Annotated in this window: 11 protein-coding genes; 1 reads left to right on the top strand and 10 read right to left on the bottom strand. The window is 73.6% G+C overall.

From position 1 onward, the window contains the following. Window positions 1-60: 60 nt before the first annotated feature. Window positions 61-552, bottom strand: a complete 492-nt coding sequence (locus tag AOQ53_RS28135; protein ID WP_236711849.1) for a MarR family winged helix-turn-helix transcriptional regulator — start codon at window positions 550-552, stop codon at window positions 61-63. A 123-nt stretch (window positions 553-675) separates the two neighbouring features. On the opposite strand from AOQ53_RS28135, the gene AOQ53_RS28130 reads away from it, so the two are divergent. Then, window positions 676-1089 (top strand): organic hydroperoxide resistance protein, encoded by a 414-nt coding sequence (locus AOQ53_RS28130; RefSeq protein ID WP_059421475.1) that lies wholly within the window; start codon window positions 676-678, stop codon window positions 1087-1089. A 10-nt stretch (window positions 1090-1099) separates the two neighbouring features. On the opposite strand, the gene AOQ53_RS28125 is transcribed toward AOQ53_RS28130, so the two are convergent. From AOQ53_RS28125 to AOQ53_RS28085, 9 genes are all read right to left on the bottom strand, one after another. After that, the gene (locus AOQ53_RS28125; RefSeq protein ID WP_059421473.1) at window positions 1100-2659 is read right to left on the bottom strand and encodes a hypothetical protein; all 1560 of its coding nucleotides are present in this window, start codon (window positions 2657-2659) and stop codon (window positions 1100-1102) included. A gap of 112 nt (window positions 2660-2771) precedes the next feature. Continuing rightward, a complete protein-coding gene (locus tag AOQ53_RS28120) occupies window positions 2772-4577 on the bottom strand; it encodes a hypothetical protein (RefSeq protein WP_059421471.1) in 1806 nt (601 codons plus the stop codon). Further along, entirely contained in the window at window positions 4574-6814 is a 2241-nt protein-coding gene (locus tag AOQ53_RS28115) for a bifunctional glycosyltransferase/CDP-glycerol:glycerophosphate glycerophosphotransferase (RefSeq protein WP_059421469.1), read from the bottom strand. Before AOQ53_RS28115 ends, AOQ53_RS28120 begins: the two co-directional genes overlap by 4 nt. An 8-nt stretch (window positions 6815-6822) precedes the next feature. After that, entirely contained in the window at window positions 6823-9024 is a 2202-nt protein-coding gene (locus AOQ53_RS28110) for a bifunctional glycosyltransferase/CDP-glycerol:glycerophosphate glycerophosphotransferase (protein WP_059421467.1), read from the bottom strand. 163 nt (window positions 9025-9187) lie between these two features. Further along, window positions 9188-11440: a bifunctional glycosyltransferase/CDP-glycerol:glycerophosphate glycerophosphotransferase gene (locus AOQ53_RS28105; protein WP_059421465.1), complete on the bottom strand. Its 2253-nt coding sequence runs from the start codon at window positions 11438-11440 to the stop codon at window positions 9188-9190. A gap of 142 nt (window positions 11441-11582) precedes the next feature. After that, window positions 11583-12443: a carbohydrate ABC transporter permease gene (locus AOQ53_RS28100; RefSeq protein ID WP_059421464.1), complete on the bottom strand. Its 861-nt coding sequence runs from the start codon at window positions 12441-12443 to the stop codon at window positions 11583-11585. Window positions 12444-12558: 115 nt separating this feature from the next. Further along, window positions 12559-13905, bottom strand: coding sequence for a carbohydrate ABC transporter permease (locus AOQ53_RS28095; protein ID WP_059421463.1), 1347 nt, complete (start codon window positions 13903-13905; stop codon window positions 12559-12561). A gap of 4 nt (window positions 13906-13909) precedes the next feature. Beyond that, window positions 13910-15319, bottom strand: coding sequence for an ABC transporter substrate-binding protein (locus tag AOQ53_RS28090; RefSeq protein ID WP_059421462.1), 1410 nt, complete (start codon window positions 15317-15319; stop codon window positions 13910-13912). A gap of 189 nt (window positions 15320-15508) precedes the next feature. Then, window positions 15509-19363, bottom strand: coding sequence for an FHA domain-containing protein (locus AOQ53_RS28085; RefSeq protein WP_059421503.1), 3855 nt, complete (start codon window positions 19361-19363; stop codon window positions 15509-15511). Window positions 19364-19691: the final 328 nt, after the last annotated feature.

Here is a 19691-nt window from a genome sequence, read left to right as displayed (position 1 = left end):
GGCGAACGGCGCGCGTCCACCGTGAGTCGCGTGCGTCCCCCGGCGAGTCCCCCGGCTCCGCTACGACCGCTCGTCTGCCGCAGGCGAACCGCCCGACGCCTCCGCGAGCGCCGCCGCGTCCAGGGCCGTGGTGAGCTCGTCGAGGCGGGCGCGCAGGACGCGGATCTCGTCGACGTCGAACCCGGTCGAGGCGGCGATCCGGCGCGGTACCTGAAGGGCCCGCCGCCGCAGCGCTACGCCCTCCTCGGTCAGCCGTACCTCCACCGACCGCTCGTCGCGCGCGCTGCGCTCCCGGCGGACGAGCCCTGCCGCCTCCAGCCGCTTGAGCAGCGGCGACAGCGTGCCGGAGTCCAGGCGCAGATGCTCCCCGAGCTTCTTCACGGGCAGCTCGTCGTGCTCCCACAGCACCAGCATCACCAGGTACTGGGGGTATGTGAGCCCGAGGTCCTTGAGGATCCCGCGGTAGACGCCGTTGAAGGCGCGGGATGCCGCGTGCAGGGAGAAGCAGATCTGCTGGTCCAGGCGGAGCCAGTCGTCGTCCGGCGGGTTCATGCCTCCAGGGTAGCTCGTGCCCGTCATTCAATTGCACACAACTTAATTGTGTGCTCTAATCCTGGATGTCAGGCGGCCCCGGAAGCGGGCCGCCGAACGTTGACGTGAGAGGGAAGGTTTTCCATGGACGCGCTCTACACCGCTGTCGCCACCGCCACCCACGGCCGCGAGGGCCGCGCCGTCAGCTCCGACGGCGTGCTGGACCTCGCGCTGGGCATGCCCGAGGCACTGGGCGGCAACGGCCAGGGCACCAACCCCGAGCAGCTCTTCGCCGCCGGTTACGCCGCCTGCTTCGGCAGCGCCCTCGGTCTCGTCGGCCGCCAGGCCAAGGTCGACGTCAGCGACGCCGCCGTGACCGCCGAGGTCTCCATAGGCAAGCAGGGCGAGGGCTTCGGGCTCGCCGTCACCCTCCGCGTCGAGCTCCCCGACAGCGTGGACGAGGCGACCGGCCGCAAGCTGGTCGAGCAGGCCCACCAGGTCTGCCCGTACTCCAACGCCACCCGCGGCAACATCGAGGTCGACCTCGTCATCGAGTAGGACCGGCACGTCACCCACCGACCCGCGCCAGCACCTCCCCCGTCCGTCTGCTCCACGCCACCACCACGGCCTCCTCGGGCACCGGGTGCCAGCGCGTCAGCAGCAGCCAGCGCACGTGGTAGCGGCGGACGACGGCGGCCCGCTCGGCGCGGGTCGCATCGGGGGCCAGGTAGGCGCGGACATCGGCCGCCCGGCGCCCCCGCTCCCGCTCGTCGAGGGCGGGGTCGGGCCAGATCGGCGCGGCCAGATTCGGCCCGTACCCGGCGATGGCGTGACTGGCGAAGTACCCGTCGGTGATCACCACCTCGCCCGGTCCGATGTGCCGCGCCGCCCAGTCGTACGACGGCCAGCGCGTCGGCTGCGTGAACCCCACCGGGTCGACCGAGCGCGGCACCACCGCCCCGGCGTGCACGGTGACGAACCCGACGCACACCCCGGCCGCCGCCGCCCCGCCCAGCACCCTCCGGGCCCGCCGCCACGGCCGGGGCGCCGCCAGCTCCACCGCCAGCGCGAACTGGAGCGGCACCAGCACCGCCCACAGGGCCCGGGCGTACGTGTAGTGCCCGCTCACCCAGCCGTACGCCAGCAGCAGGCACTCCAGCACAAACATCAGCACCAGCGGGTCACGCACCGACCGGCGGGCCCGCCCCCACAGCGCGGGCAGGCCGAGCAGCGCCAGCCAGGAGTTGGCGAGCATCCGCTCGTACAGCTGCCGGTGCATCGCGTCCATGCCGGTGTCGCCCACCAGCGTCAGGACGTCGTAGTACGGCCAGGACAGGGCGACCGCCGCGCACACCGCGACGGCGAGCACCCAGCGCGCCACGACCGGCCGGCGCCACCCCCGCTGCCGGGACGCCACGATCGCCACCGCGCCGATGAACGCCGAGGCCGCCGTGACGGGGTGGGTGAGCAGGATCAGCCCGTACAGGGCGCCGATCCCGGCGTACCCCCACCAGCCGCCGAGCCCGCTCGGGCCGACGAAGCGGACGGCGGGGGCGTCGTCCCGGGCGCGCGTGCAGGTCCAGGCCCACGCCCAGAACGTCACGCCGATCGCGGCCGCGGACGGATAGCCCAGGCTCGTCGTCATCGACATCAGCCCGAGGTAGCCGCTCCACAGGATCCGCGTAGTGCCCCACAGCAGCGTCATGAACAGCAGGGCCAGCACCGGCGCCCACGGGCGCGGGGTGAGGGCCCGGACGAAGCGGCCGATCCCCGTCAGCAGCACCACCAGGTGCACCGGCCCGGCGAGCTTCACGACCGCCCAGCCCGACAGCCCCGTCAGCCGCGCCAGGACGCCCTGGGTGACGGCGTACGGCCCGTAGTACGGGCTGCCCTCACCTGGCAGATCGGCCATGGTGTGGGCCGGATGCAGCAGATCGGCCTTGAGGCGCTCGACGACCGCCGCGTGCTGTCCGGCGTCGCAGCACAGCGGGATCCGCCAGAACGCCAGCGTCATCACCAGCCAGAACAGGGCACCGTAGAACTGGTACGGGGTCAGCCGCCCCACGCGGCCGCCGCGCAGCGCCGTCGCGCCGCGCACGGTCCGCCGGACGAGGACCGAGGCGCTCACAGGACTGTCGGAAGGGCAAGGGTCTGGGGCATGCGCCGAATGTTCCCGTCCGCCCGCACATCCTGACCCCGGGTCACTTCATCGGGTGAGGCGGCTGCACCACCTGCCGACGTCAGTCGCACAGCGACTCCTCCGCCGCGGCCGGCCAGCGCGCGAACCGGAACTGCGTCCGCTCGAAGGCCCCCGTGAGGTTCCGCCAGAACCGCTCGGCGGTCAGCGGCGCGCGCACCGACTCCTTCAGCTCGGCCAGCTCGCCGCAGCCCAGCGCGGCCCGGGCCGCCTCGACCGCCTCCCGTGAGGCCCCGGCCCGCAGCAGGTCGCCTTGCGGCGGGTGTTCCACCGCCCACTCCGCGAAGACCCAGTGGTTGCGCAGGAACTTCTCGTGCCCGGGCCAGCTCCACCGCTCCAGCGCGAGATGCGCGCCGATGGGACTGGCCAGCCCCCAGGCGTCGTTGACGTAGGCGTCGAGCGGCGCGGCGGCTCCCGTGACACCGAGATGACGTCCCACGATCACCACGTGGTACGGGGAGTCCTCCCGCATCGGCGTGGCGTGCAGCCGGCGCCCGGCGTCGAAGTACAGCAGCGTCGGCCGGGGCGCCCGCGCGGCCTGAGCCAGCATGCCGCGCCCCTCCGGCAGGGACGGCCAGTTGTCCACCCAGGTGGCGGTGCGCACCGGGTTGTGGTCGCCGAGGCCCTCCACGTCGGAGCTGCGCACGTTGAAGGAGCCGGGCGTGCTGCGCACGTCGAACGGTGCCCGCAGCGGGCTGACCGCCGCGCACAGCCACACCACCAGCAGCGCGCTCGCGACGCCCGTGAACCTGGTCGCGGGCACGACCAGGACCGGCAGGAGCAGCAGCAGGAGGGCGGGCAGGATCATGCGGGCGTGCATGTAGTCGCCGCCGACGCGGACCACGTACCCGGTCAGCAGCGCACCCGCCACGAGCGGCGCCAGCAGCACCGCGAGCGAGGCCCGGCCCGGGGCGCGGTCCCGCCGTTCCCGGCGGACGCGCCGCACGAGGAGGGCGGCCGGCGCGGCGAGCACGGGCACGACGGGCCACAGCCAGTAGGGGCCGAGCGTCTCCTGCACATAGCCGGCGCCCCGGCCCCAGTCGCTGGCGCTCGCCTCCTTGGCGATGGCGGGCAGTGGCACCAGGATCCCGTAGTACCCCGCGCGGAACACCTCGTACGCCAGCGGCAGCGCCACCGCCGAGGCCAGCATGGCCGCGGTGCCCCGCCGGGACGGGCGCAGCACCCACCACTGCGCCGCCAGGAAGCACACGGTGACCACGGCGAGATCGGGCCGGACCAGCGGCCCCAGCCCGAACACGAAGGCGGTGGCGCAGGTCACCCGGGCTTCCTGACCGCGCCGGGTGCCCGTCAGCAGCCACCACGACAGGCCGGTCCAGAAGGCGCCGAGGCCGCTCTCCAGGCCCGAGGTCATGTACGACCAGAAGGGCGGCACGGCCAGCAGCACGAACACACCCGCCGGGAGCAGCAGCCCCGCGCCCCGGTGCAGCTGGCACGTGGCGCACAGGGCCGTCCCGAAACCGGCCGTGCTCAGCAGCAGCCCCAGCCCCACCGCGAGGAACGCCGGGTCCTCGCCGGTGACCCACGTGCCGAGCGCGAGCAGCCACTGCCACAGGGTGCCGGTCGAACTCTCCGCCCGTTCCCCCACGTTGAACACGGGCCCGTTGCCCGCCAGGATCTGCCGGACCGGACGCAGGTAGATCAGCCCGTCGTCGCAGATCCAGCGCCGCCGGTAGCCCAGCACGAACAGGGCTGCGGTCGGTACGGCGACCAGCGCCGCGTGCCACCAGTGGACCGGCCCCAGCCGCTCGACGGCGGCCGGGGGCCGTGCCGAGGAGGCCCGCTGGCCGGGCAGGGAGGGCACGGCCTCGGGCGTGGCGGGAGTTCTCATCGCTCGACCAGCGCTTCGGACCGGGCACGCGGACCCGGGATCCGGCGGGCCGCGGGCAGCAGCGCACCGCCCGGTTCGCCCAGCATCAGCAGGCGGACGACCCGCTCGGCGGCCTGCCCGTCCTCGAACTCGCAGTACCGCTGTCTGAAGCCCGCCCGCAGCCGAGCCGACTCCGCGTCCTGCCAGGTGCCGGACGCGAACAGCCAGGCCAGCTCCCGGTACGAGCGGGACACGTGCCCCGGCGCGTAGGCCGTGACGTCGAAGTAGGCGCCCCGGCTCGCCGTGAACGCGCCCCAGTCGTCGGCGTGCACCACGACCGGCCGGTCGAGGAGGACGTAGTCGAACATCAGGGCGGAGTAGTCGGTGACCAGTGCGTCGGAGGCGAGCAGCACGTCCTCGACGTGCGGCTCGTCCGTCGCGTCCACCACCACACCCCGCCGGTGCAGGTCGGCAAGGCCCAGGCCGCGCGCCACACCCCCGGCCAGCGACGGGTGCAGACGGACGACGAGCGTGTGGCCGGGGCCGAGGTCCGCGGCGAACCGGGCCAGGTCGAACCGGTCGACGTGCCCGCCCCGCCGGTAGTCACGGCGGGTCGGCGCGTACAGCACGACCGTGTGGCCGGCGGGGACACCGAGCCGCTCGCGCACGGCCAGGCCCCGCTCCGGACCGGCGCCGACCAGCACGTCGTTGCGCGGACTGCCGGTCCGCAACGAGGTGAAGTGACACGGGTACGCCCGCTCCCAGGTCCGCTCCGCGTGCCGCCCGGCGACCAGGCTGTAGTCCCAGCGGTCGGCGCGGCGCAGCATCTGCGGTACGTCGAAGCCGAGCCGGGCGCCCGGCTTGGTCAGCAGGTCGGCGCCCATGTACTTCAGCGGTGTGCCCTGGTGGGTGTGGATGTGGACGCTGCCGGGCCGCTTGGCCAGGGTGCCGGGCCAGTTGACGTTGTTCACCCAGTACGTGGCCCGCGCCATGACCTCGTGGTAGCTCCGCGAGCCCGGCGTCACATGGTCGATGCCGGGTGGCAGCGCGTCCACCGCGTCCTCCCGGACCACCCACACGCCCCGGATGTGCGGGGCGAGCTCGCGCGCCTTGGCGTGGATCGCGGCCGGGTCGCCGGACACGCCCCGGTGGTGGGTCGCCGAGTAGACGGCGAGATGCGGATCGAGGGGGCGCTTCGACTGGGCCCGGTACCAGGTGCGCACGGCGACGTCCGAGGCTTTCCGTGTCACCCGCCGCTGCCCGCCCAGGGCCGCCGCGCGCAGGTCCCGCAGACCCCGCACCGCCGCGTACGACGCGTAGGGCGCCGAGGCCAGCAGCCGCATCTCGACCCCGCGCCAGCCGTCCGGCTCCGGGAAGCCGCCCTCAGGGAGGTGACGGCGGTGGAAGGAGCGGATCTCGCGGTAGAAGTCACCCCGGTCCGCGGGCCGCACCCGGTCCTCCCGGGCCAGCACGAACAGCATGTGGTCCAAGGCCCGCTCCAGCAGCGGCGGCCGCGCCCAGTCGAGGTCGGGGCGCTGCTCCAGGAACGCGAACAGACCCTCGTACTGCGGGAAGATGTCGAAGTGCCGGCGCCCCGGCGTCTTGGTGATCGCGCCCTGCCGGCGCTGCCGGTACTCCACCCCGATCCGGTCCAGGCAGGCGATCCGGTCCGCCAGGACCATCGACCGGTAGGTGACCGGCGCGTCCTCGTACAGCCCCGGGGTGTACCGAAGGCCGTGCTCCTGGAAGAAGGACCGGCGGTACGCCTTGTTCCAGGCGACCAGGAACAGGTTCAGGTACTGCGGGCTCTCCCGGATGCCGAAGGTGTCCGTGCCCGCCGCGGCCAGCAGGTCCGCCGCCTCGCTGCGCCCGCCCCGGCCCCACCAGTGGGCGCGCACGTGGTCGAAGACCAGGATGTCCGGCTCGCCGGCCGCTTCGAGGCGCGCGGCGACGGCCGCCAGCAGGCCCGGCGTGTAGTGGTCGTCGCTGTCGAGGAACAGGACGTAGTCGCCGGCCGCTTGCTCCAGACCGGCGTTGCGGGCCCGGCCGAGGCCGACGTTCTCGGGCAGGTGCAGCGCCCGCACCCGGGCGTCGCGGGCCGCGTACTCGTCGAGGATCGCACCGCTGCCGTCCGGCGAGCGGTCGTCCACGGCGATCACCTCGAAGTCGCCGTACGACTGGCCGAGCACCGAGTCGAGACACTCGCGCAGGAAGCCCTGCACCTTGTAGACGGGGACGATGATGCTGAAGCGGGGCACTTCTTCGGTCAGCTCCTTACGAGGGTGGCGGCGGCGGGGGCCGGGACGCGCTCCGCGAGCGGGATCACGGGCGGGACCGACTCGGGCGGCTCCCCCAGCAGCACCCGGCGTACGACGCGCTCGGCGGCCCGCCCGTCGTCGAACTGGCAGAAGCGCTCCCGGAACGCGGCGCGCAGGGCCGTGGCGGACTCGTCCGCCCATTCGCCGTCGCGGAATACGGCCGCCAGTTCCTCGGGCGTGCGGGCGACCCGGCCGGGCGGGGACGCCATCAGGTCGAAGTAGACGCCCCGGACCTCCCGGTAGACGTCCCAGTCGTCGGCGTACACGACGATCGGCCGGTCCAGGTTGGCGTAGTCGAACATGATCGACGAGTAGTCGGTGATCAGCGCGTCGGCGGCCAGGCACACGTCCTCCGAGGAGCGGTGCCCGGTGACGTCGATGATCCGGCCGCCGCCCCGGCTCGCCCCCTGGTCGTAGAAGTAGTGGGCGCGCAGCAGCACGACGTAGTCGTCGCCGATCGCCTCGCAGAACTCCGCCAGGTCCAGGCCCGGCGCGAAGCCGGTGGCGTAGTCGCGGTGCGTGGGCGCGTAGAGCAGGGCCTTCTTGCCGTCGGGAACGCCCAGCTCCTTGCGGGCGCGGGTGACGTCCTCGGCGGACGCCGTGTAGTAGACGTCGTTGCGCGGATAGCCGTACTCGAGGGTCTCGTGCGCGCCGGGGAACGCCTTCTCCCACATCTCGGTGGAGTGGCGGTTGGAGGTGAGGTTGTAGTCCCAGCGGTCGACCCGAGCCAGCAGCCTGGTGAAGCTCCCGGTCGCCGCGGCCACCACGGGGTACGTCGCCTGGTCGGCGCCCATCTTCTTCAGCGGCGTGCCGTGCTGGGTCTGGAGGTGCACGCTGCCGGGGCGTTTGACGACGGCGCCCGCGAAGTTGGCGTTGTTGACGAGGTACTTGGCGCGGGCGAGCACCTGCCAGTACTTCCGGCTGCCGATCACCGCGTGCTCCACGTCCTTCGGCACGCTGTCCACCGCGTCGGGCTCCACCAGGAACACCGAGCGGATGTGCGGGGCGAGTTCGCGGGCCTTGGCGTGGATCGCGGCCGGGTTGCAGGCGTAGCCGCGGCCCCAGTACGCGCAGTACACGGCGAGGTTCTCGTCGAGGGGGAGGCGCAGGCCCGCCGCGTAGCGCAGGCGGGTGCGCAGCCCCCGGGGGCGCGGGAGCAGCGCGACGGCTCGCGTGGCCCTCTGGTTGGCGGCGCGCAAGGTGCGGAACGCCGCGTACGACCCGGCCGCCAGCAGCCGGTGCTGGACACCGAGGCTGCCGCCGGGCGGCTGGTAGCCCGCGGGGCGGTGCTGCCGGTAGAGCGCGCTCGCCCGGTGGAAGAAGGCGCGCCGCCCGGCCGGCAGCCGCCGGGGGTGGGCGGCCGTCCTCAGTACGGCGGCGAAGAGCTGCTCGAACAGCGGCCTCAGCCGGTCCTCCGCCAGCCCCTGCTCCTTGGCCCGCGTCAGCACCAGCTCGGTCTGGTCGAGCAGCTCGGCGTGGTGTTCCCCGGGCAGGTTGAGACGGTTGCCCTGCCGGCGCAGCAGATGCCGGACGACGACCGCGCGCAGGGCCGCCACCCGCTCCGCCCGCAGGGCGACCAGACCGCCGAACCCGGTGTCGGTGAAGTGGTTCCCGGGGAAGGCGAGGCCCTGCTCGGTGAGGAAGCCCCGGCGGTAGGCCGCGCTCCACGCCGGCAGCGCCACGCCCGTCAGCCGCGGGGCCCGGTCGGGGGAGAAGGCCCCGTCCGGCGTCCCGGCCAGCAGGGGCGCGGCCGGGTTGGCCGGCTCGCCCTCCCACCAGGGGGTGCGCTCGTGCTCGAAGTACAGGACGTCGACGTCGCCGACCGCGCCCAGCCGGGCGTCCAGCGCCGCCAGCGCCCCCGGGACCAGGACGTCGTCGCCGTCGAGGAACAGCACGTGGCCTCCGACCGCCGCCCGCAGCCCGGTGTTGCGCGCCCCGGCCAGACCGGCCGACGGCGGCGAGTGCACCGGCGTCACCCGGGAGTCCCGCTCGGCGTACCCGGTGACGACGTCCGCCGCGGGTGAGTCGGGCGCGTCACACACCGGGATCAGCTCGAAGTCGCCGAACGACTGGGCGAGGATCGAATCCAGCGCCTGGGACAGCCGGCCCGCGACCCCATGGGACGGGACGACGATGCTGAAGCGGGGCATTCTGCTCTTTCTGTCGAGGGTCGAGGCTCTACGGAAAAGAGGGCCGCGTCAGGCGACGCGACTACGGCGTCCCGGCCTCCCGGACGGGCGCCAGGAGGGCGGCCGGCTCGGGGTCGGCCGCGACGGGCTGGAGGGCATACGGACTCCCACGTGAGCACCGGGTTCAGAGGCTGTCGACGACGACGGCAGGCTGCGGCACCGTGGTGAGCGGCTCGCGCGTCAGCGAGGCCACCGCCGACGGCACCGGCCGGCGCTCGTCGAGCGGCACGACCGGCGGCAGCTCCGGCTCCCCGAGGACGACCCGACGGACGACCCGCTCGGCGGCCCGGCCGTCGTCGTACGTGCAGAACCGCTCCCGGAACGCCGAGCGCAGCTGGGCCGACCGGGAGCCGCGCCAGTGGCCGGTGGCGAAGATGTCGATCAGCTCGTCCTCGCCGCGCGCGACCGCGCCCGGCGGAAAGGAGCGCAGGTCGAAGTAGGTGCCGCGGGCCGCCTCGTACGCCTCCCAGTCGTCGGCGTGGATCACGATCGGCCGGTCCAGGTTGGCGTAGTCGAACATCAGGGACGAGTAGTCCGTGACCAGGGCGTCCGAGGCCAGGCACAGGGACTCCACGCTCGGGTGGTCGCTGACGTCGACGACCCGGCCAAAGGTGCTGCTCAGCGGGGCGTCGTAGGCGTGGTGGGCGCGGGCCAGCACCAGGAAGCGCGGGCCCAGGCGGCGCACGATCCGCTGGAGGTCGAGGGCGTGGCGCTGGGAGCGTCGGTAGTCGCGGTGGGTCGGCGCGTAGAGGATCGCCACCGTGCCCTCCGGGATGCCGAGCGAGGCGCGCAGCCGGGCCACGTCCGCTTCGGTCGCCGTGCGGAACACGTCGTTGCGGGGGTAGCCGTACTCCAGTGTGGTGTAGCGGCCGGGGTGGACGCGCTCTTGGGTGAGGGTGGTGTGGCGGTTGGCGGACAGCACGTAGTCCCACTGGTCGACGCCCTTGAGCATGCGGGCGAAGTCCCTGCCCCGGGCCGCCGCCGGGCGCTCCTGGAGGTCGAGGCCGATGTGCCCCAGCGGGGTGCCCTGCCCGGTCTGGATCAGGGTCTGGCCCCGGCGCTTGACCAGACGGTGGTCGAATTCGGTGTTGCTGACGAGGTAGGCGGAGCGGGCCAGTGCCGTCCAGTAGGCGGCCGTGCCGGGGACGAGGCGGCGCGGGCCCGGCGGGATCGTGTGGTGGTGCTCGGGACGGGCGATCCACGCCGTGCGGATGTGCGGCGCGAGATCGCGGAACGCGGACTCCAGCGCGCCCGGGTTGCAGCTGTGGCCGCGGCCGTCGTAGGCGGCGAAGACGGCCCGGTCGGCGCGCAACGGGAGACAGCGCTGGACGCGGTAGTGGAGCCTGAGCGCGGCGGACCGCAGGACGCGCAGCAGTTTACCGGTGATCCGCGCGACGCCGCGGTGCAGGGCCGACGCCAGCTGGAGCGTGCGGTACGTGCGGTGCAGGCCGAAGCGGATCAGGGCGTGCTGCACCCGGGCGCGCAGGGGGAGGGGAGCGCCCCGGGTGCGGTAGCGGCGGTAGTGGGCCCGGGCCCGGCGCATGAAGTCCGCGCGCGAGCCGGGGGGCAGCCGGTCCCGCCGGGAGTACACGATCGCCAGGTGATGGACCATGCGGCGGAACAACACCGGCCCCCACCGGGCAAGGTCGGGGCGCTCCTCCAGATACGCGAACACCCGGTCGTACTGCTCGAAGACGTCGAAGTGCCGCTCGCTGGTGGTGCGCAGGATGCTGCCCTGCCGCCGCTGCCGGTAGTGCACGCAGACGCGGTCCAGCGTCGCGATCGACTCCGCGGTCATCAGCACCGGGTACGTCCACGGCGTGTCCTCGTAGTACCCGGGCGGGAAGACGAACCCCTTCTCCTCGACGAACTCCCGCCGGTAGGCCTTGTTCCAGGCGACCATAAGCAGTCTCAGCAGGCCGGGCCGCTCCTCCAGGCGGAACGGGGCCGGGCCCTGCTCGGTGAGCTGGAGGGCCGCCTGGTTGCGGATCGCCTCCCCCGTCCAGTAGGTGCGCGCGTAGTCGAAGACCAGGACGTCCGGATCGCCCGTCTCCTTCAGCCGGTCCGCGATCGACCGCAGCGCGTCGGGCGTGAGGGTGTCGTCGCTGTCGAGGAACAGCAGGTAGTCGCCGCTCGCGTGCGCCACGCCGGCGTTTCTCGCGCGGCCCAGGCCGACGTTCTCGGGCAGATGGACGGGGTGGACGCGCGCGTCGCGGGCGGCGAACTCGTCGATGATCGCGCCGCACGCGTCCGGCGAGCAGTCGTCGACGACGATCAGTTCCAGATCGGGACAGGACTGGGAGAGCACCGATTCGAGGCACTCGTGCAGGTACGCCTGAACCTGGTACGCGGGGACAATGACACTGAACCTGGGCAAGAGGCCATCCATCGGTCGGCGCGGGCGTTCGGCCCGGGAACGGCCGGTGGGGCGAGTCGGTTACGGCGGCTACGGCATCCGGGGGAACGCGGAAGGGGCGGACCGCGACCGGCCCGCCCCTTCAACTGCCTTGCACTGAACGCTACTTGACGGCTCCCGCCATCACGCCGGATACGAACTGCCGCTGGAAGGCGAAGAAGACGGCCAGCGGGACCACCATCGAGATGAACGCGCCGGGTGCCAGCACGTCGATGTTGTTGCCGAACTGCCGTACCTGCGTCTGGAGTGCGACCGTGATCGGCTGGCTCCCGGAGTCCGAGAAGATCAGCGCGACCAGCATGTCGTTCCATACCCACAGGAACTGGAAGATCCCGAGCGAGGCGATCGCCGGGGCACCGAGCGGCATCACGACACGGAAGAACAGGCGCAGTTCACCCGCCCCGTCCAGCCGCGCGGCCTCCAGCAGCTCTCTTGGGATCTCCGCGAAGAAGTTCCGCAGCAGGAACACCGCGAACGGCAGACCGAATCCGACGTGGAAGAGCACCACGCCGGTCACCGAGCCGAAGATGCCGAGCTTTCCGAAGAGTTCGGCGATCGGGATCAGCGCGACCTGCACGGGCACGACCAACAGGCCGACCACGCCCAGGAACCACCAGTCGCGCCCCGGGAACTCCATCCAGGCGAAGGCGTAGCCCGCCAGGGAGCCGATGATCACGACCAGCAGGGTCGCCGGCACCGTGATCCACACCGTGTTGAGCAGGCTGCTGGTGATGTCCTCGTTCTCCAGCAGCTTGGAGTAGCTGTCGAACGTGATCTGCGACGGCTCGGTGAACACCTTCCACCAGCCGCTCGCCGCGATGTCCTCCGGCGAACGGAGGCTCGCCAGCAGCAGACCGATCGTCGGCACCAGCCAGAACAGGCCGACGACGATGAGGAACACCCGCACCAGCCCACCGCTGACCCCCTCGGCCAGCCGGGACCCCAGCGACTGCTTCGTCTTCATCGCCGCACCTCCCGCCTGAGCCGACGCACGTTACTGTGCCTTCCCGGGGACGCGGACATCAGCGGCTGCCGCCGCGGGCCCCCGGACCCCCAGCCGACGCAGGGCAGACGCACCTTCATCGCCTGACCTCCCGCCTGAGCCGACGCACGTTGAACCACATCACCGGGATCACGAGGAGCAGCAGGAACACCGAGATGGCGCTGGCGATGCCCGGCTGGTCCTCGGAGAAGCCCTTGCGGTACAGCTCCAGGGCGAGGACGTTCGCGTCGTCCTGGGCGGAGCCGGGGGCGATGATGAAGACCAGGTCGAAGATCTTCAGCACGTTGATCATCAGGGTGACGGTGACGACCGCGAGGACCGGCGCCAGCAACGGCACCGTGACCCGTCTGAACACCTGCCACTCGGTCGCGCCGTCGACCCGGGCGGCCTCCAGGAGTTCGCGCGGCACGCCCGCGAGCCCGGCCGCGATCAGCACCATCGCGAACCCCGCCCACATCCAGATGTACGCGCCGATGATGGCCGGGGTGACCAGGGACGGTCCGAGCCAGTCCAGGCCCCGGTACGGCTCCTTGAAGTTGCTGTCGGGGAGCCGGAGTTGGGACCCGTCGGCCGAGGCCGGCAGCGTGAAGGTGCCGTCGTCGGCGGCCGTCGCCGACGCCACGACCCTGCCGTCCTTCACGGCCTCGATCCTCATGCCGGCATAGCCCAGTTCGGACGGGTCGACCCGGTTGAGCGTCCCCACGCCCTTGCCCCGCGTGAAGTCCTGCCAGGTCGTACCGGTGATCTTGCCCGGCTCGGGCTTCGCCGCCACGGCGTTCTTCGCGTCGTCCGGCATCAGGTCCGGCGCGACACCCACCAGCGGCAGCGAGACGGTCTCGCCCGCGCGGACGGGCGACTTGGTGATGAAGGCGCCCCCGCCCGCCGGCTCCAGCGGCGACTCCCGGCCCGGGTGGGCCTTCGGGAACGCCGACGCCTGGGCGAACGTGTCGTGCACGCCCACCCACACCGCGTTCGCGACGCCCTTGTCCGGGTCCTGGTCGTAGACCAGGCGGAAGATGATGCCCGCCGCCAGCATCGAGATCGCCATCGGCATGAAGACGACCAGCTTGAAGGCCGTGCCCCAGCGCACCCGTTCGGTCAGCACCGCGAAGATCAGGCCGAGCACCGTCGCGACCGTCGGCGCGAACACCACCCAGATGATGTTGTTCTTCAGCGCGGTGCGAATGCCCTCGTCGGTGAAGAGGGCCTTGTAGTTGTCGATTCCGGCGAACCCGTCGCCGGACTGGTCGTAGAAGCTGCGGACCACCGAGTACCCGATCGGGTACACCACGAGCGCGCCGAGCAGGACGAGCGCGGGCAGCAGGAACAGCGCCGCGACGGTCCTGCGGGTGCCGGTCACACTCTTGCGCGACTTGGGAGCGGCAGGGGGCTTGACGCCCCCTGCCGCCGTGGCCGACGTCATGCCGTCAGCCTCCGTAGGCCGCGGCCGCTTCGGTCTCCAGCTTCTGTTGCGTACCCGCGATGTCCTTCGGGTTCTTCAGGAAGTCCTGGAGGATCTTCCACTCGCCCTTGCCGGGCGTGCCGCCGAAGGCCTGCGGGGCCTGGTCGGACATGTCGAAGCGGAAGTCGTCACCGGCATCGATGAGCGCCTTGGCGATCCTCTGCTGCACCGCGTTCGGGTACGCGGAGTTCGGCACGTTCTTGTTCGGCGAGAGGTAGCCGCCCAGCTTGGCCTGGATCTGCGCCGCGTCCGGCGAGGCGAGCCAGGTGGCCAGGGCCTGCGCCCCCTTCGAGTCCTGGAGGATCACGGCCGCGTCGCCGCCCGAGACCACCGGTCCCGTGTCACCCACCGCGGGGAAGGGGAACACCTTCGCGTCCGTGCCGACCTTCATGGTCGTCGGGATGTTGACCTGCGCGAAGTCGCCGGCCGCGACCATGGCCGCCTTGGGCTGGTCCCCGCCGGTGAAGACCTGCGTGACGGAGGCCGGGAAGTCGGTCTGCAACGCCCCGTTCGCCCCGCCCGCGACGTAGTTCGCCTTGCCCCAGACCTGCGCGAGCGTGGTCAGCGCGTCCTTCACGGACGGGTCCGTCCACTTGATCTCGTGCTTGGCCAGCTGGTCGTACTTCTCCGGCCCGGCCTGGGAGAGGTACACGTTCTCGAACCAGTCGGTCAGCGTCCAGCCCTCGGCGCCGCCGACGGAGAACGGGGTGACGCCGGAGTCGTAGACCGTCTGTGCCGTCTTCAGCAGATCCGGCCAGGTCTCGGGCTCACTCGCCCCGGCGTTCTCGAAGACCTGGTTGTTGTACCAGATCAGGGACTTGTTGGCGGCCTTGTAGTAGACGCCGTACTGCTTGCCGCCCACCTTGCCGATGTCCTGCCAGCCCTGCGAGTAGTTCTCGCCGAGCTCCTTCAGCGCCTCGGCGCCGAGAGGCTTGGCCCAGCCCCGGTCGACGGCCTGCTTGATGGCGCCCGGCTGCGGCAGCATCACGATGTCCGGCGGCTGCCCGCCGGCCACCTTCGAGCCGATGAAGTTGATGATCGGGTCCTGGGCGGGCACGAACGTGACCTTGGCGCCCGTGCGCTTCTCGAACTCCGCCAGGACCTTCTTGAAGTTGGCCTGTTCGGCGCCGCTCCACACGGCGGCGATCTCCAGGCTCGTCCCGTCCAGCTTCGGAAGGGTGACGTTGTTGGCGGTCTCCTCGGTGTTTCCCTCGGTTCCACCGCTTCCGTCGCCGTCGCCTCCGCAGGCGGTGAGCGAGAGCGCGAGCGCTCCCGCGGCGACGGCGGCCGCGGCCTTGGCGGCTCTGCGGTGGTGGGGGGTCGCCTTGTCCCGTTGCGGCGACCAGCGTGTCCGGATGGTGCTCGTCATGCGCATGACTGCCCCGTTCTTCGTTCCCTCGTCGAACGTCGAGCGCGCTCCCGTGCGATCTGGTCTACGCCCGGGTGTGCGGGGGCGGCAAGATGGCGTCGGCTGTCCAGCGGGGGATCGTGACCCCCTCGTGACCAGGGACTCGTCCCTGATCAACAAACGGGGTCGGCATCCAGCCAGTGCCACGGACGAGTGCTACAGAAGTGACGGCACCTGTGCCGCCGCGACCTCCCGCGCCGCCCTTTCCAGCGCGCTGGCCAACAGTGCCAGGTCGGTCGGGCCGTTTCCGAGTTCCCGCACCGGGCGCCGGGCCGGAGGGTCACCCATGCGGTGCCATTCCAGGGGTACGACCGTGGGCCGGAGTGTCGCCGTCCGGGGGATACGGCCGGTGACCCGCCCGCCCTGGAAAGGCGTGACCCGCCCGTCCGCGCAGGCGAGGCTGCCACGGCCCGGAGCAGGCTCGTCAGGGCCCGGTGCCGGGGCGTCGAGGGTGACGCGGAGCGTGGCCCGGCGCGCGGGTTCCGTCTCCGCCGTACGGGCGCACGGGCCGGTGGCCGCCACCAGGTGGACGCCCAGCCGCTCGCCCTCCCGGGCCACGGCCTCCAGCGCGCGCATCACCGATCCGGCCGCGGGCCGTCCGGTCGAGCCGAGAGCGGGGGAGACCAGCGCGTCCAGGTCGTCCACGACCACGACGAGCCGGGGCAGCGGCGGCGCCGCCTCCGTCTGCCGCCGGGCCGCTCGGGGCCGCAGCCGCATCGTCGAACTGGGCGGGGAGTCGAGATCCCCGGCCCCGGCTGCCGTCCCCGCACCGGCCTCGGCCTGGGGGCCGCCCCGGGCCGTCACTGTGCGCTGGGCGACCATACGGCCCGACAGCTCGCGCCCGGTGTGCCACTCGGCGAAGTCGGAACGCCCCAGCAGCTCGGCGCGGCGCTTCAGCTCGGCGCTCAGGGACTGCGCGAACTCGCGCATCCGGACCGGGTCGTGGGCCGTGAGGTACGTGGTGACATGCGGGACGTCCGTACACACGTGCAGTCCCTCGCCGGACCCGCCGCCCGCGCCGGGGCCGCCCCGGCCGTCGACCAGCACGATGCCCAGCCGGTCCGGCCGCTCGGCGGCGGCCAGGGCCGCGACGACCGCCCGCAGCAGCTCCGTACGGCCGCTGCCCGGCGGGCCCTCGACCAGCAGATGCGGGCCCTGGGCCGCGAGGTCCGCGCAGACCGGGCCGCGCGGACCGGCGCCCAGCACCGCGCGCACCCGCCCGCCCAGCGCCTCGGTGTCGTCGGCCGCGTCCGCCCAGCGCGCCATCAGCGACGCCGGAGTGGCCCGGGCCAGGCCCAGCTCGTCCAGCAGCCGCGCCGCCTGGGGCAGGGGCGCGGAGACGCGCGGTTGCCCCTCACCCGCCGCGCCGTCCGTACGCAGCGGCGCCAGCGCCCGCGCGAACCGCTCGGCCCACGCGGGCGAGACGGCGTCGACGGTGGCGATGGTGCCGTGGCCCACGGGCCCGGCCGGTCCCGAGGCGCCGCCGACCCGGGCCACGCGCATCAGCCGCAGCGCCGTCGCCACGTCCCCGCTGAGCAGCGCGACCGCACCGCACTGCCGGAACGTCGGCGACACCGAGCAGGCCGCCTCGTAGGTCTCCGTCACGGGCGAGGCGGGGGAGGCGGCCGCCGTCTCGGCCAGGCAGACGACGTGGATCCCGGCCCGGGGGCCTTCCAGCGCCAGCCGTGCCACGGCCTCGCGCAGGTCGGCTCCGCCGGGGTCGCCGTCCACGACGACGACGGTGTAGGGGCCGGGGAAGTCGGGGGCGGGGGCGAGGGCGGGGGTGTCGTCCCGGGCCCAGGAGGGGCGGCGGGGCACGGGACCGGCGGCGGTGCCGGTCGCCGGGCTGCTGCCGTCCTGGGCACCGGGGCCCGGCGCGCTGCCGCTCGGGCCGTCGGTCGCCTGGGCTCTGGAGAACCGCACGTTGTCCAGCAGCCCGGCGGCCCCTGCGGTGCCCCCTCCCGCGTCCGCCAGATGGTCCTCCAGGCGGCGGAGGAGCTCGTCCGTGCGGGCGGCGGCCTGTTCCCGGTCGTACGCGAGCAGCAGGCGGCAGTCCTGCCCGTGCCCCGGGCGGACATGCGGCAGCCAGCCCAGCCAGCCCCACTCGGCGGTGCGCTCCTCCAGGGGGCGGGAGCGGTCCGCGGCGATCAGGACGATCTCCAGGGTGTCGGGGGAGTGCAGCGCGGTGAGCTGCGCCAGCACGGCACGGGCCAGCCCGGCGAGCCGCGCCCGGGGCCCGGCCAGCCCCAGTGCGCCGACCTCGCGCAGCCCGGAGGTCACCGGCACGGCGGGCAGCAGGCCCGAGCCGTCCGGCGCCGCCCGGTCGGCGGTGCCGAGGCGCACCGCGAGCGCCTCCGGGTGGCCCGGGCCGCGCTCCCACAGCCGGGGCCCCGGCCCCAGCGCCGTCAGCAGCAGCATGGCCGGATCCGGCCACGTCTCCGGCATCGCCGGTCCGGCGGCGGAGCGCTCCACCGCCACTTCGGCCGGCTCGTCCTCGTACGTCCCGTGCGCGGCCGGCCCCTGCTCGCCACGTCCTCCGGCCAACCGCCGCGCCCACGCCCCGAGCCCGCCCCGCCTGCGCGTCCCCGGCGGAACATCGGTGCCCCGGAGGGGAGTGCCCTTGCGCCCGCGACCGGACCGCTCGTCCGTGGCGTCTGCCGGGGAGAGCGGGCCGCCGCCGTCGCCAGGGCGGCCACTCCCGACCGGACCGGTGCCGACGGGAGCCGTCGGGCGGGGGGCCGCCTGGCCCGCGGCCCGGGCATGAGGGACGACGCCGCCCGCCGTTCCGGCGCCCTGGCCGGAATCGTCCGCACGCACGTCACCGAACGCCCCGGCCCCGGAGCGCCCCGCGTGCGTGTCCCCGGCACTGAGCCCGCCCTGCGTCGCACCGCGCTGCCGTGGAGTGCTGGTGACGCCGTCGGGGGAGGCCTCTGCCGACGAGTCCCCGGCGGCGCCGCGCTGCCGGGGAGCCCGGGCGACGGACCCCGAGTCCTCCTGGCCGCGGTCGATGCCCGCCCCCTGCTCACCGGCGGCGGCCCGGAATCCGCCCTGCGCGGCCGCCGGCCCGCCCCCGGCAGTCGGCTGCGAAGCCTCCGCGGCCGCTCCCGCACCCCTGCTCTCGGCGCGAGGCGCCCCACCCTGCCCCGGCACCACCGCCGATTCCCCGGAGCCGTGCCCCGCGGTGCCCGGCGCGTCCCAGGCCGCCGAGCCGTGAGCGCGATGAGTCGGCCCGGAAGGAACGGCGGGACCGGAAGCACTGGAAGGGGCAGAAGGCCCGGCAGGCCCATGAGCACCGGCAGTCCCGGCAGGTATCGGGTCCGATGCGTGCGAATCCGCCCCCGAGGCGCCGACAGGCCCGGGTACGCGCACGTGCCCCTCCCCGTCCGGCGTCGTGTCCACCCGGCCACCCGGCCCCCCGGCGGGAGCCAGCCGCAGCGCCGATTCGCCGATCCGCAGCAGCGCCCCCGGCGCGAAACGGACCGCCCGGCCGCCCACCGGCGCGCCGTCCAGCGTCGTGCCGTTCGTGGAGTCGAGGTCGGCGACCGAGACGCGGCCGTCGGCGCTCACCGTCACCGCGCAGTGCAGCCGGGAGACGTCCGGGTCGTCGAGCGGTACGTCGGCGTCGGCGGAGCGGCCGATGCGGATCTCGCCGCCGTGCAGGAGGTGGACGCCGCCGGCGTCGGGCCCGGCGACCACCTGGAGCTGGGCCGGTGCGTCGTCCAGCTCGGGATGCGGCTCCGGCTCGCCCGGCGCGCCCACGGACAGCACGGCACCGTCGGTCAGCGGGGGCTCGCCGAGCGTGCAGCGCTGGGCGTCGAGCCGCTGCTCCCCGGCGTACAGCACCGGGGAGCCCGAGCCGTCACCGCCGTGGACCACCTGGGCGAGCGCCGAGGACACCGCCGCGAGCGCCGTCCCGGCGGGCGCGGTGACCAGCACGTCGCAGCGCGCGGCGCGGTCCCGGGCCGGAGCCGCCAGGCCCAGCGGGTCTACGACGGTCAGCCGGATCTGCATCGCCGTCAGCGGTCCCTTCTGCCCGGGCGCGGAGTCCCCCACCCCGCCCCAGCACGTCGGCCAGTACTGACACGCATCCTCGCACCTGCCACTGACAGCGCGCCCCTTGCTCCGGAACAAGTGATCTTGATTGGTCGGCTCTGCCCGCAAAAGTGCCTGAGAGATGACCCACTCGCGATCACTTGAGATCGGTCACGCTCACTCTCGGCAACCATGAGACCGAGGTGAGCGTCTTTCCTTCGAACGCGTGCGAGATTCGAACGCGTGCGAGAACGGATACGTAAGACCCACAGAAAGACGACCCCCCGGTCCCCGGCGGCACGGCACT

The organism is Streptomyces azureus (genome assembly GCF_001270025.1).
In the GTDB taxonomy this organism is placed as follows: Bacteria; Actinomycetota; Actinomycetes; order Streptomycetales; family Streptomycetaceae; genus Streptomyces; species Streptomyces azureus.
The sequence above is the reverse complement of the archived record's forward strand: the minus strand, read 5'-3'. Positions and strand labels throughout refer to the sequence as shown.